Here is a 13197-nt window from a genome sequence, read left to right as displayed (position 1 = left end):
ATTATAATGAAAGAGCCGGCTTAGCTGGTGATGAATGAATGGCAGGTGAACAGCGCATGAATTTATTTACATTAATTGTTTTTATGGTTGTGATCGGAGCCGCGATTGGAGCAATCACGAATGCTATTGCTATCCGAATGCTTTTTCGCCCTTATGAAGCTAAATATATCGGCAAGTGGAAATTACCATTTACACCGGGATTAATCCCTAAACGAAGAGGGGAGCTTGCCCGCCAAATTGGCAAGACCGTAGAAGAGCATCTGCTTACACCAGAGAGTATCGAGCGCAAGTTAAATGAACCAGACTTTCGTCGAGATGTAACTGCTATGCTGCAGAAAGAGGTCAAGCCATTGCTTGCTGCTGACCAGACAGTGGCGGAAATTTTGGAGAAGCTTCATTTTAAGGAGGCTGAACAAAGAACCGAGCGCTGGATTGAGAGCTGGATAGACGATAAATATAACGGTATTAAGAATTTCTATCTTCACCAAACGGTTAGAGAATCATTGCCAGCAGAATGGCTCGACACTGCAGAAGAAAAAATCCCTGATATCTCCCGTTATATTTTAACGAAAGGCATTGATTATTTTTCTGGCTTTGAAGGAAAATGGCGAGTTAAAAGAATGACGGATGACTTTCTGGCTGAATGGGGAAAATTTGGCAGCATGCTGCAAATGATCTTAGGTAACACGTCGCTTGAGGACAAGATCCAGCCAGAAATAGTGAAATTTTTAAGCAGCCCAGGAACGAAAGACTTACTGAACACCCTGTTGTCAAAAGAGTGGGAGAAATTGCTTGACTGGAAATGGGAGGACGTCTTTCAACAATTTCCTGATGAAAAAGCCCTGGCGAAAGGAAAGAGCTTTATTTTACGCCAGTTAGATGTGCCTTCTTTATTTCAAAAGCCAGTTGCAGCTTTTTTACAGCCTTTTGAAGAGAAGATCATAAGCGAAGTTATTCCTTCCCTCGTGGAAAAGGCAGGATCAATTGTTGCAACACGCATACCGGTCATTATGCAAAAACTACGGATCGGTGATATTGTTCGTGAGCAAGTGGAGACTTTTTCTCTTCAACGCCTTGAACAGCTCGTATTGGATATTGCCCGCAGTGAGTTAAAGATGATTACTCTCCTAGGAGGCGTGCTTGGAGGGGCCATCGGTCTAATTCAAGGACTTGTTGTTGGTTTGTTTTAGGAAAGTCTCGCGAACTTTTGCATAGTTTGTTAGAGTGAAGTTATGTCGATCATCAAGGAGGAAAAAATGGCTGTAAATTTATATGATCTCGCATATGAAATGGAGAAGTCACTGCGTGAAAGTCCAGAATACACTGCACTGAGAAAATTATACGAAGAGGTAAATGCAAATGAAGAAGCAAGAGGAATCTTCGAAAATTTTCGTAATGTGCAGATGAGATTACAAGAGAAGCAAATGACGGGCCAAGATATTACTGAAGAAGAGGTACAGCAGGCTCAGAAGACTATGGCACTCGTTCAGCAGCATGGGCTCATCTCGAAATTGATGGAGGCTGAGCAAAGAATGAGCGTGGCTATTGCTGATATCAATAAAATCATCATGAAGCCGCTTGAAGAAATGTATGGTACGGTCGAAAATAATTTTTAAAGCTTTTAAGTGCCAGTCATCTTCCCTAGAGAAGATGACTGGCACTTTTTTTCTGTTTCTTGCTCTTTAGGAGGCAATAAAGAGGAGTTTTTAAAGCCTTGTTCTAAAGCCTGTTTCCTCTTCATAATTTTTAAAAAGGACAACGTGAGGGGGGAATGGAAATGGCTTACCGTTTATTAGCAATTAATATAGATGCATTTGCCGGCCAAAATAAAGGGCGGATAACAAGGTCCACAAAGGATGCAATTCATTATGCCCGCAAGAAAAAAGTATCGGTTTGTTTTTACTCCAACCGCGAATTGCCGTTTGTAAAGAAAACGGCAAAGTCTTTAATCCCGGAAAGCTGTTTGATTGCTCATAACGGGGCTTATATAGCTTCTGAGCTTGATAAGCCTGTTTATATTCAGCGGGTAAATGAAGAATCCACGCATGAAATGGTTCAATTTCTAGAGTCATTTGACTGCCGGATCACATTGTCGACTGAAAAATTTTCTGTCAGCAATAAAGGGAGAATGCCAGCGACGTTAGTCAAGCGCAGCATGTGGCAGCGCACTCAAAAGTTTCTTTACTCCCAATACTTCGTTAATTCCTTATCTGACCATTTATTTGAGGAGCCGATTTCACCTTTGTCCATTCAGGTCACTTTCTTTAAATTTGGAGAAAGAGACGAGGTATGGCAGGCATTGAAAAATATGTTCAACGAAGTATCTTTTCTTAAGAAAGGAACAGATCAAATCGAAATCACTGCTTTCGGAGTGACGAAATGGAACAGCATTTTATATTTGGCAGAAAGAATGATGATTCGCCGCTCGGAAATCGCTGTTATCGGTGTGGATGAAGATGATGAAGAGGTCGTAAGAGAAGCAGGCATCGGAATCGTTATGGGTGACGCACCGGAAAATGTTAAGCAAGCAGCTGACTGGATCACAAGGACAAAAGAAGATGACGGGATTGCTTATGTGATTAAAGAATTGCTTAGACATCAAAGAAGAAGCGCAGAGGAAGAAGTGAATAAATTCGATTAAGCGGCGAAACCATGCCGCTTTTTTTCATGATTTGTTTTAGTAAACTCTGTCTTGACCACAGGATAATGGATTCAGTATGCTAAGGGAAGGAAAAAGAGAAAGGTGAATGATCGTGTTAATTTATATAAAAGGATTGGAAGATGAACGCTTTGTACGTCCACTTCAATTGATCGCTAACTTATTTTTTGAGGAAACAGAAATTTGTATGAATGAGCACCCTGATCAGGAACTCGTTGTTAAAATTGATTTGACCTACGAGAAGGAACAAATTGTTTCCTCAGCAGTTTTGCTAGCAGGCAAGCAAGAATACCGAGCAAGCTACGGGAAGGCTGTAACAGCTGATGATGAGAAGGAGCATTTTAAGCAAGTAAAGAATATCGTCTCTCATGTGTTTCTCCATGTGCTTCAGGACTATACGAAAATCACACAAAAATGGGGCATTTTAACAGGGATGAGACCGACAAAGCTGCTTCATAAGCAACACCAGGCTGGCGTACCGGCAGAAGAATCGCGCCGAAAGCTTCAAGAAGAATATATGATTACTGAAGAGAAAGTTCAATTAATGGAGAGAATCCTCGACCGTCAGCTTACGATGGTTCCAGACTTATATAAGGTAAAAGACGAAGTCAGCATTTATATTGGCATTCCATTTTGCCCGACAAAATGTGCCTATTGTACGTTTCCGGCCTATGCCATTCAAGGAAAGCAGGGGAGAGTATCCTCTTTTCTGAGCGGGCTTCATTATGAAATGGAGCAGATTGGTCGATGGCTGCGAGAGAAAGGCGTTAAAATTACCACTGTTTATTATGGCGGGGGGACACCAACAGCTATTACGGCAGAGGAAATGGATGAGTTATATGAATTGATGTATGATGTGTTTCCGGACGTGCATAACATCCGGGAAATCACAGTAGAGGCGGGGCGTCCAGACACGATTACTCCGGAAAAATTGGACGTATTGAAAAAATGGAACATTGATCGCATTAGTATTAACCCGCAATCCTACACTCAAGAAACATTAAAAGCCATTGGCCGTCACCATACTGTCGAAGAAACGATTGATAAGTACCATCTGGCAAGAGAGCACGGGATGAACAATATAAACATGGACTTAATCATCGGTCTTCCTGGAGAAGGCACCGCTGAGTTCGCACATTCTCTTGCTGAAACAGAAAAGCTGATGCCAGAATCTTTAACCGTTCATACCCTTTCATTTAAACGTGCTTCTGAAATGACGCTTAATAAAGATAAGTACAAAGTGGCAGATCGCACAGAAGTAGAAAAAATGATGAATATGGCAGAGGAATGGACGGAGGAACATGACTATGTTCCTTACTACTTGTACCGTCAAAAAAATATTCTTGGGAATTTGGAGAATGTTGGCTATTCAAAGCCGGGGCAGGAAAGCATTTATAATATTATGATCATGGAAGAAGTACAAACCATTATTGGTATCGGATGCGGAGCAGCGAGCAAGTTTATTGACCGGGAGACAGGGAAGATTGAACACTTTGCAAATCCCAAAGATCCTAAAACCTATAATGAACGTTTTGCAGAGTACACGGAAAAGAAAATTAATAAATTGGATAAATTATTTTCATAATTGTTCAGATGTTATACGACTCAGGTGTATTTAAAAGAACCGCTAACTTTTAAATAAAAAGACTTTATACCATTTAGCAATAACAAATGGTATAAAGTCTTTTCCTTTTGTTTAACTCACTTGGATAATAGGGTGTGTCATCCGAAAGCTTCTCTTACGGCAGTAGTACGCTTCATTCGTTTATTTATATTTTATGGCTGAGACGAAACGAAAAAGGTCCTGTGGTTATACCATTTGGAAGGGTGGAGGTCTTTCATTGTGCTAGATAAAAGAGAGAAGAGCAAGCTTTGGGGACAGGAGGAGAGCGTAAAAGGAAGATAAGCTGCTTCAGCTGTGTCTGAGCAGCTTATTGATTTTTACACATGAAATAAAACGAGCTTGCCAAACGGTGAGGTGCAGCGGTGGGTATAGTCTTCATACGCATGCTGCTGAAGCAGCTGTTGCCCTCGTTCTTTTGCTTCTTCATCGTTCTGGGCCTCAAACGATTGGTCGAGTAACTTTTCCCCATTTTTTTCAAAGACCGTTAATTTATAAACCATCTTTTCCCCTCCCTATAGTTGCTTCCTATTTATTGTACACAAATTTAGAACTTTTCAAAATATTTTATAACAAAATAATTTTATGGAACTTTTTAGGGATTTGCGCGTATGGTTAAAAGGGGAGTGATAAAATATGCTTATTCTAGAAAACGTAACCAAAAAGTTTAATGACTTCACCGCAGTCGACGATTTGTCTTTGCAAATTCCAGAGAGAGAGCTATTTGGCTTTCTGGGTGCCAATGGAGCGGGAAAAACAACCACTTTTCGCATGATTTTAGGGATCTTACAGGCGAACAAAGGAATGATTCAGTGGAATGGACAACCAATTAATTATAAAGCGAGTCCTCTTATAGGCTATTTACCTGAAGAAAGAGGGCTTTATCCAAAGATGAAAGTGAAAGATCAAATTATCTACTTGGCCCGTCTTCGCGGAATGGATAAAAAAGAAGCTGCAGCTGAGGCGGACCGTTGGTTGGAACGCTTTCATGTCCCGGATTATGCAGGAAAGAAAGTGGAGGAGCTATCAAAAGGGAACCAGCAGAAAATCCAGTTTATTTCCTCTGTTGTTCATAAGCCGCAGCTGCTTATTCTTGATGAACCGTTCAGCGGTCTCGATCCCGTCAATGTTGAATTATTGAAGGAGGCCGTGGTGGATTTAAAAGAAAACGGAACGACAATCGTATTCTCAAGCCATCGAATGGAACATGTGGAAGAGCTTTGTGAGAATTTATGTATGATGCATCGCGGACGCCCGGTTGTTCATGGCAGGCTTCGTGAAATTAAGCGTTCATTCAGCAAAAAAAATGTAGCTGTTCAAGCAGATTTTGATCTTGAATTTTTAAAGGATATACCCGGAGTCCTGCGGGCAAAAAGAACAGCGGAAGGCATGCTGCTGCAAATCGCAAAAGAAGAGACGTCTCAGCACATCTTCTCCGCTTTGCAAGGAAAAGGGTTTGTCACCAAGTTTGAGCTGGAAGAGCCATCACTTAACGACATTTTTATTGAAAAGGCGGGGGCTTCCTATGAATAATTTCTGGATGATACTTTCACAGTCTTACATAAATAAATTTAAGACAAAGGCATTTATCGTGACGACGCTGCTTGTGGCGGTGGTCATTATTGCTGCAGCTAACATGGAGCAGATTTTCTCCTATTTTGATGATGATAATAAGGAAACGAAAATTGCGGTTATTGATAAAACAGGAACGATGTATGAGCCGTTTAAGGAACAGCTTGCAGCCGTAGCAGATCATTTAACCGTTATACAAACAGACCAAACAGAGAATCAATTAAAGAAGGAAGTTGGAGAAGGAACATATAAGGGGTATCTATTGTTAGAGAGGACAGGAGATGGGCTGCCAGCAGCTACATACAAAGCAGAAAATATAGCTAATAGTCAAATTACTTCTGGCATTAGGCAAGCGTTGCAATCTCTAAAAACAATGGAAGTAGCGGGTAGGTTGCAATTAACAAGTGAGCAGATACAATTATGGAATGCACCGGCTTCGTTTGATACGATTGCTCTAGCAAAAGGCGCCAAATCAGAAGAAGAGTTAATTCAGGCACAGATTCTGGTATATGCTCTCTTATTTTTCATTTATTTCTCTGTTATTATGTATGCCAACATGATCGCTTCTGAAGTAGCGATTGAAAAGTCTTCCAGAGTAATGGAAATTTTGATTTCGAGTGTATCGCCGGTCAAGCAGATGTTTGCCAAAATACTAGGCATCGGTCTTCTCGGCCTTACTCAATTAGTTATTTGGTTTGCTGTTGCTTATATAACAATATCTAATCAGCCTGAAGGATCACTTATCGGCTCACTCGGACTAAAATCTATTTCTGTTTCTATGATTATGTATGCGGTTCTTTTATTTATTCTTGGTTACTTTTTGTATGCGACCATAGCTGCATTGCTTGGATCGCTCGTTAGTCGACTTGAAGACGTTCAGCAGATGATGACACCGCTAACTCTGCTTATAATGGTCGGCTTCTTTATTTCCATGTACGGTCTCAGCAATCCGGAGTCTCCATTAATTACAGTTACTTCTTATGTGCCGTTTTTTACACCGATGATTTTGTTTGTCCGCATTAGCTTGCTTAGTATTCCTGTATGGGAAGTAGCACTCGGCTTCGGTATTTTAATCGCGGCTATTCTTGTTTTTGGTGTCATCGGTGCCCGTATTTACAAAGGCGGCGTTTTAATGTATGGAAAGTCCAACTCGTTAAAGGATATGAAAAAAGCAATAGAGCTTTCAAGAGATAACTGATTTATTCCAGATCCCGCACAGAGCAATTATTCCAAAAGCTGTTATGTTATAATTAGCTCACGAATATTAAGGAGGGGAAGCAATTTGCAAGGGATTACCCATTATGAAGCAGGGCAAAGCGTAGAGAGTTATTTATTAATTAAATCAGTAACGAAGAGTATAGCGGTAAATGGAAATCCCTATTTAACGCTTATCTTGCAGGATAAAAGCGGTGATATTGAAGCGAAGCTCTGGGATGCGAAGGAAGAGACAGAAAAACAATATCAGCCCCAAACGATTGTCAAAGTAAAGGGAGAAATTCAAAATTACCGTGGTCGAATGCAGTTGAAAATTCGACAAATTCGACCAGCCAACCCGCAGGATGGAAAGCAGGTTAGTGAATTTATTGAAACAGCTCCGCTCAGCCAAAAGGATATGGCAGATATGATCACTCAGTTTATTTTTGAGATGGAAAATCCTCATATCCAGCGTATTACCCGTTTTTTATTAAATAAATACCATACAGAATTTTTGGAGTACCCAGCAGCAACGAAGAATCATCATGAATTTGTTTCGGGTCTAGCTTATCATGTCGTGTGCATGCTTAAGCTGGCAAAATCTATTGCTGACCTGTATCCTTCTCTGAACCGCGACTTGTTGTACGCTGGTGTTATTTTGCATGATCTGGGAAAAGTAATTGAGCTATCAGGTCCGGTTTCGACTGTTTACACCATAGAGGGGAACTTGCTCGGCCATATTACGATCATGGTAAATGAAATTGGCAAAGCGGCGGAAGAACTCGGGATCGAAGGGGAAGAGGTTACTGTTCTAAAACATGTTGTACTTTCTCATCACGGCAAAGCAGAGTGGGGAAGCCCGAAGCCGCCAATGGTTAAAGAGGCCGAAATTCTTCACTATATTGATAATCTTGATGCGAAAATGAATATGCTAGACCGTGCATTGGAGCGCACAAAGCCGGGAGAATTTTCCGAGCGCGTATTTGCTCTTGATAACCGGGCCTTTTATAAGCCGCATTTTTCTTCTTAACATGTCCAAATTTGGGCATGTTTTTTTCTTTGCATGAATACACTGGTTACAAATGCGGACAAGAAAGGGGATCAGGATGATTATTCCATTATGGATTTATGCAGTAGTAGCAGGGATTTTGTTCAGCGCATTTATGACGATTAAGACATCAAGGGCAGACAAAAAAGTAGATCAGGAATTTATTGAACAAGAAGGACAAGTTTATATACAAAGAATGGAGAAAGAGCGGGAACTAAAAGCTAAAAATTAAAAAAAGCGTCTGTCCTGTAAATAATAAGTATTTACAGGACAGACGCTTTAATCATCTTTATTTTTCTGATTTTTTGTCAGAATCGGATAAACCTTCAAAAGCGCCTTTTAAATCTTTATCTTTTACTTCCACATCGGCCGCTTTCATCTCTTTATCAAGCTTTTTCTGCATAGTTGCTGAATCTGCTTTAGAGCGTTTTAATTCCTTTGTTAATTCAGCTTTCATTTCCTTAAATGGTTTTTTCTCTTTTACATCTGTGATTTCAATAATATGGTAACCATAGTCTGATTTGATTGGCTCACTGATTTGTCCTTTCTTCAAGGTACTGAGTGCTTTTGAAAACTCTGGAACAAATTGTGCACGTCCCTCGTTATCCACCCAACCAAGTTCTCCGCCATTCTGGGCAGATTGTGTATCAGTGGAGTATTCCTTAGCCAAATCCTCAAACTTCCCGCCTTTGGCCAGCTTGTCTTTTACTTCTTTCGCTTTCTTTTCATCTTCTACTAGAATGTGCCGTACTTTAACTGGCGCTTCCCATTTATCGTAGTATTCTTTTACTTGTTTATCTGTTACTTTAATATCAGCGAGCGCTGCTTTTTCTCTTAAAAGTTCAAGCTTTAAGAACTCTTTGAAACCTTTTTCATCAAGGTTATATTGAGCCAGGAATGCTTCGTATTGTGAGCCAAGCTGTTCCTTCGCTTTTTTTAGTTCTTTATCCAGCTCTTTATCCGACACCTCATATTTCTCGGAAAGCACCTTTTTATACATAGCCTCCTGAAGCGCTTGCTCCATTTGAGGAGAGTACTTTTCCTTCATAGCATCGTATAATTCTTGTTGTGTAACATCGCCTGCTTTCGAAGTAGCAACAACATCATTTCCTCCGGCGCCGCATCCAGCTAGGCCGACAGCCCCTGCGAGTAAAGAAGCAGACAGGATCCATTTTTTCATTTCTTAAACAACTCCCTGATTAATCAGCCGGCCTTCAATGCAGCAACGGCTTTTTCAAATTTTTATACAGGACATACTATATCATATTTTTAAGAAGCAGCCAAAAAATTCAATTCAGAAAAGTAAAAGAATCTCGTTTGCCATAGAAATAAAAGCTGTTTTATTCACTAAGTTGCATTCTTTTCGGCTTACATAAAAAGAGCCAGCTTCATAGAGCGGCTCTTTTATGCAAACAAAATTTCCACATAAGAGGAAATCAATAAAATGGTAATGTAAATATTGATCGTGCGAAAAATTTTAGGGTGGCGTTCTTCGGGGATCTCTTTTTGAACGCAAAGAATATTAGTCATACGATTGATATTATATAGAATCAATGCTGAAAAAATAATAAATACGGTAATAACGGAGATCACTTTATCCCCCTCCCTTTATGTTCATATGTAATAAACATAACAAAAATTATATTAAAAAGATAGAAAAATAGTTGAAAGCAGAGAAGAGATTCTCTGCTTTACATGTAAGGGATAATGACTAAATGAGCCAGCATCTTATTGAGGGATAAGGATTTCATACCCTCTGTCGTGTTCTTCAATGACTGCATATTTTGGCGAAGCAGCCATCGCTTTTAAATAAAGCAAATCAATTGCACACATGCCTGTGTGGAAAGCAGCAAGCATAGTAAAATAGTGAATATAATGAGGAAACATTACTCCACAAACGAGCAGAGCTGGATTAACTGTAAAGAAGGGGAGCAAAAGGCTCACCATAAATGTTTTTTTAGGAACAGGCTGCTTTATGTTAATCGAAATAATTGGCATACAAAAACAAGTGATTTTGCATTGGCATTTCATTTGCCGCCAATAGTGCAAAATCGGCAGAAGATGAATAAGTTTATGAAGCGGATAAATGGCTAACAAAGCTATAAGAAAAAAATGAAAATAACCTGAATACAGTGTTTTCGAAAAGAGCGATTGCATGAGAGCAAAGCTGAAGGAAAAAACCAGCATGGTCAGCAAAAGAGAAAATATGAGGATTTTATTGGATCCGTATCTCTTTTCAAAATCAAATGTACGCCAGCATTTCATCGGAATCATCCCTCCGTTTGACGTTAAAACTGCTATTGCCTAATCACTTTACGATGTGCTCGAAGAAAAATCAAGCCGTTTTTTATTAAAATTAAGTAAAGTTTTGAGGCAAAGCAAACGGGAGGGTGGTTAAAGAAAAGAAAGTGAGAGCTTTCCGTCAAAAGGAGAAGCTCTTAAACTTTTTGTTCAAGCTTTTTTTTTCGCAATTTACCATCTTCTTCATCGAGATCTTCACCGATATTATTCATGGACTTTTCAAATATATCAACGAAGTCTTCGCCGTAAATATTTTTTACAATGGACATTACTTCCATCATATCGGGAAACTTACCGAATAATTCACGCAGCGGCGCGCTGCCTGCAAAGACAGAATTGGCATTGGGATCAAAGTCTTCCATCAGATCAAGCAAAAGCCTTTCTCCTTCTTCAGTGATTTCCACGTACGTATTCCGCTTATCAGTTTCCTTTTTAGAGAATCTTAAATAACCTCTCTCTTCTAATTTTTTTGAAAAATTAAAAGCGGTGGAGACATGCATAACTCCGAATTTAGCAATATCAGAAATAGATGCTCCTTTTAAATGATAGGCGATCCAGAGAATATGATGCTCGTTAATATTTAAGTCATAGGGCTTAATCCAGCGCTGCCAGTCTTTTTCTATTGCTTTCCATAATGCTTTGCTTAATTGAGCCATTCGTTGGCTGAAAATAAGCGCTTCTTTCATTGAGTATTGATGATTTGTCATTTTTGCACCTTCTTTTCCGAATTCTTTCACTCCTAATTGATAGCCAGTTATAGAGATTATTAATATTATTATGCCAATAAAGTAAAAAATAATAAAGATATAAATTAACTAAATTTTCGAAAAAAATGGAGAGCCTTTGTTGGCTCTCCATTTACTTTCTGGCGGGCAGCGTTTTTTGCAAGTCTTCTACAGTTTTTTGTACCTCAGCAATATCTTTCTGTAACTTTTCAATATTTGGTTCTGTACTTTCTTTCCAGATTCCTGCGCTCACCTTCAAACCGTTTGCTACTTCGCCAATATTGTCCTTGCTGACGTCTTTTAAATGCATCACAGCTTGTTTGACTTGCCCAATATCTGTTTTAATGACGCTGGCATTGCTTTTTAAGCTTGCCTGTGCTGTTTTTAACCTTTCTCTGGCTTGTTGGCCTGACATAGGAGTGTTGAGCAAAGTAGCAGCTGCTCCGGCGGCCGTGCCGGCAATCATGCCTATTAACAATGATTTTTTATTCACTTTTTTCACCTCTTGTTAGATTATAGTTCTCCTTGAATAGATAAAGTTTCTTTAATTTGATGGGGACAGGTACATTGCCAACTGGAAGGTGCATAGTATGTAAAAGGACCCCGCTTTGCTATATTTCCCTTAAGCAACGAAAAACAAACGGTTGATTCTCGTTAAAGGAGTGTCACAGATGGAAGGGATCATCTTTGGATTATTTGCGCTGAGTTTTATCCTTCTGATTAGCATGATCCATCATATCCGTTCTATATGGAGGCCAGGCATTTCCATGTCAAGACCTATGTTAATTCAAAGAGCTCGCACTCTTGGAATTGCAGGGGGCTTTATTTTAGTCATTGCAGTGCTTATGCTGTACTGGTGATGGACGTATATCACAAAAAGACTCCTTTGTTTTAAAAGGAGTCTTTTTGGACTGTTTACACCTGTTCGACCAGGTTTGAGCGCTTTAGCACAGATTGTACAATTGGATAGATAACTAGCATGACCACAGCATTTACAGCCGAGGCAGGCAATACAATTGTAAGGAATAAAGCAGCAAATGGACCTGGAAGGCCGACAATAGCGAGTGCAGAACCCAAGAAAACGACTCCGGAAACAATCGTGCCGATAGCTGTTAAAACAACCGCTCCGAAAGTATTCTTGCTGTACTTGGCAAATAGAATGAACAAACCATAAAAGACAAGGGCAGTAACTGGTTTATCAATCATATTAGGAATCAATCCGGCTGGAAAAGAAGTGGTTAAGCCGGAAATCACTCCGGTTACAAGGCCGGCCAACAGCACACTTTTCACATTTGGAAACAATAAAATTCCTAAAAACATCATTGTCAGCATCATATCGGGTTTCATTCCAAGGAATAGTCCGGGCATCACGGTGTGTAAAACAGCCCCCATGCCTATTAACAGTGACAGGGTAACTAAAGATTTTGTATTCATTTCTCATCTCTCCTCTTCTCATCTCATCTCAAAACAGCTTCTCCTGACATACGCTAGTTGTTGTCAGCGAAAAGATAGTATAAGTATAGCACATCGAAAAGTGCTAAGGAAGCTGAATATTCTGTCAACCAATCAGCTTTTTTTCTCCTCTTTAAGCGGTAGTTTGAATATGGGCCGAGATTTCTTTAGCAATTTCCTGAAGCTCCTCGCCCGTATGATTCAGGTCGTTTACCTTAAAGATAGGATGGAATCCATCTTCACGCCCAAAGCGAGGAATAAGATGAATGTGATAATGGAAAACCGTTTGGCCTGCTGTCTCGCCATTATTGTTTAAAATATTTAACCCTTCAAGGTTGTAAGCGGCTTTAAGCGCTTCTGCAACAATAGGCACACGTTGAAAGAGGCGGCTTGCTTCTTCCGGAGAAAACTCAAATATGTTCTTCTTATGATTTTTTGGGATGAGCAATGTATGGCCTTTTGTTACCTGACTGATATCTAGAAAAGCGTACACTTCTTCATCTTCAAACACCTTGGCAGAGGGAATTTCTCCGTTGATGATTTTACAAAAAATACAATCGCTCATTTTCTTCATCCTTCCTATGTATAATTGCCAAAATTTTATCATAAAAGATATATTTATTAA

The 13197-nt window shown here is 39.7% G+C and carries 17 protein-coding genes; 9 read left to right on the top strand and 8 right to left on the bottom strand.

Annotation, left to right across the window (positions count from 1 at the left end):
- Positions 1 to 38 precede the first annotated feature (38 nt).
- The 4 genes from ACH0BF_RS09540 (at position 39) to ACH0BF_RS09525 (ending at position 4244) form a co-directional block, all read left to right on the top strand.
- A complete protein-coding gene (locus ACH0BF_RS09540; RefSeq protein WP_406909318.1) occupies positions 39 to 1190 on the top strand; it encodes a DUF445 domain-containing protein in 1152 nt (383 codons plus the stop codon).
- Positions 1191 to 1256: 66 nt separating this feature from the next.
- The gene (locus tag ACH0BF_RS09535; protein WP_120036438.1) at positions 1257 to 1616 is read left to right on the top strand and encodes a YlbF/YmcA family competence regulator; all 360 of its coding nucleotides are present in this window, start codon (positions 1257 to 1259) and stop codon (positions 1614 to 1616) included.
- A 161-nt stretch (positions 1617 to 1777) separates the two neighbouring features.
- Positions 1778 to 2641 (top strand): HAD hydrolase family protein, encoded by an 864-nt coding sequence (locus ACH0BF_RS09530; RefSeq protein WP_182917095.1) that lies wholly within the window; start codon positions 1778 to 1780, stop codon positions 2639 to 2641.
- Between the two features lie 112 nt (positions 2642 to 2753).
- The gene (locus ACH0BF_RS09525; RefSeq protein ID WP_406909330.1) at positions 2754 to 4244 is read left to right on the top strand and encodes a coproporphyrinogen III oxidase; all 1491 of its coding nucleotides are present in this window, start codon (positions 2754 to 2756) and stop codon (positions 4242 to 4244) included.
- A 356-nt stretch (positions 4245 to 4600) separates the two neighbouring features.
- On the opposite strand, the gene ACH0BF_RS09520 is transcribed toward ACH0BF_RS09525, so the two are convergent.
- A complete protein-coding gene (locus tag ACH0BF_RS09520; protein WP_120036440.1) occupies positions 4601 to 4783 on the bottom strand; it encodes a YhzD family protein in 183 nt (60 codons plus the stop codon).
- A gap of 133 nt (positions 4784 to 4916) precedes the next feature.
- Between ACH0BF_RS09520 and ACH0BF_RS09515 the strand changes: the two genes are divergently transcribed.
- From ACH0BF_RS09515 to ACH0BF_RS09500, 4 genes are all read left to right on the top strand, one after another.
- Positions 4917 to 5813: an ABC transporter ATP-binding protein gene (locus ACH0BF_RS09515; RefSeq protein ID WP_340856025.1), complete on the top strand. Its 897-nt coding sequence runs from the start codon at positions 4917 to 4919 to the stop codon at positions 5811 to 5813.
- Entirely contained in the window at positions 5806 to 7050 is a 1245-nt protein-coding gene (locus tag ACH0BF_RS09510) for an ABC transporter permease (RefSeq protein ID WP_406909317.1), read from the top strand. The genes ACH0BF_RS09515 and ACH0BF_RS09510 overlap by 8 nt, the downstream gene beginning before the upstream one ends.
- Positions 7051 to 7134: 84 nt before the next feature.
- Complete coding sequence (gene yhaM / locus ACH0BF_RS09505; RefSeq protein ID WP_120036443.1) at positions 7135 to 8076, top strand: 3'-5' exoribonuclease YhaM; 942 nt, start codon at positions 7135 to 7137, stop codon at positions 8074 to 8076.
- 76 nt (positions 8077 to 8152) lie between these two features.
- Positions 8153 to 8326, top strand: coding sequence for a sporulation YhaL family protein (locus ACH0BF_RS09500; protein WP_120036444.1), 174 nt, complete (start codon positions 8153 to 8155; stop codon positions 8324 to 8326).
- Between the two features lie 57 nt (positions 8327 to 8383).
- On the opposite strand, the gene ACH0BF_RS09495 is transcribed toward ACH0BF_RS09500, so the two are convergent.
- The 5 genes from ACH0BF_RS09495 to ACH0BF_RS09475 all read right to left on the bottom strand — a co-directional run bounded on the left by ACH0BF_RS09495 (position 8384) and on the right by ACH0BF_RS09475 (position 11613).
- Complete coding sequence (locus ACH0BF_RS09495) at positions 8384 to 9274, bottom strand: peptidylprolyl isomerase (protein ID WP_340856018.1); 891 nt, start codon at positions 9272 to 9274, stop codon at positions 8384 to 8386.
- A gap of 224 nt (positions 9275 to 9498) precedes the next feature.
- A complete protein-coding gene (locus ACH0BF_RS09490; protein ID WP_340856465.1) occupies positions 9499 to 9684 on the bottom strand; it encodes a hypothetical protein in 186 nt (61 codons plus the stop codon).
- 138 nt (positions 9685 to 9822) lie between these two features.
- The gene (locus tag ACH0BF_RS09485) at positions 9823 to 10359 is read right to left on the bottom strand and encodes a DUF3267 domain-containing protein (protein ID WP_340856016.1); all 537 of its coding nucleotides are present in this window, start codon (positions 10357 to 10359) and stop codon (positions 9823 to 9825) included.
- 173 nt (positions 10360 to 10532) lie between these two features.
- On the bottom strand, positions 10533 to 11102 hold the full coding sequence (locus tag ACH0BF_RS09480; RefSeq protein ID WP_120036447.1) for an HTH-type transcriptional regulator Hpr: 570 nt from the start codon (positions 11100 to 11102) through the stop codon (positions 10533 to 10535).
- A 151-nt stretch (positions 11103 to 11253) separates the two neighbouring features.
- The gene (locus tag ACH0BF_RS09475; RefSeq protein ID WP_120036448.1) at positions 11254 to 11613 is read right to left on the bottom strand and encodes a YtxH domain-containing protein; all 360 of its coding nucleotides are present in this window, start codon (positions 11611 to 11613) and stop codon (positions 11254 to 11256) included.
- Between the two features lie 178 nt (positions 11614 to 11791).
- Between ACH0BF_RS09475 and yhzF the strand changes: the two genes are divergently transcribed.
- A complete protein-coding gene (yhzF, locus tag ACH0BF_RS09470; protein WP_120036449.1) occupies positions 11792 to 11980 on the top strand; it encodes a membrane protein YhzF in 189 nt (62 codons plus the stop codon).
- A 55-nt stretch (positions 11981 to 12035) separates the two neighbouring features.
- Here the strand turns inward: yhzF and ACH0BF_RS09465 are convergent, their stop codons facing one another.
- On the bottom strand, positions 12036 to 12554 hold the full coding sequence (locus tag ACH0BF_RS09465) for a tryptophan transporter (protein WP_340856007.1): 519 nt from the start codon (positions 12552 to 12554) through the stop codon (positions 12036 to 12038).
- A 151-nt stretch (positions 12555 to 12705) separates the two neighbouring features.
- Complete coding sequence (locus ACH0BF_RS09460) at positions 12706 to 13137, bottom strand: HIT family protein (protein ID WP_340856005.1); 432 nt, start codon at positions 13135 to 13137, stop codon at positions 12706 to 12708.
- Positions 13138 to 13197 lie beyond the last annotated feature (60 nt).

Source organism: Pseudobacillus sp. 179-B 2D1 NHS, assembly GCF_045370945.1.
GTDB lineage: Bacteria > Bacillota > Bacilli > Bacillales > Domibacillaceae > Pseudobacillus.
Note: the sequence above shows the minus strand (reverse complement) of the source record. Positions and strands in the feature narration are given on the sequence as shown.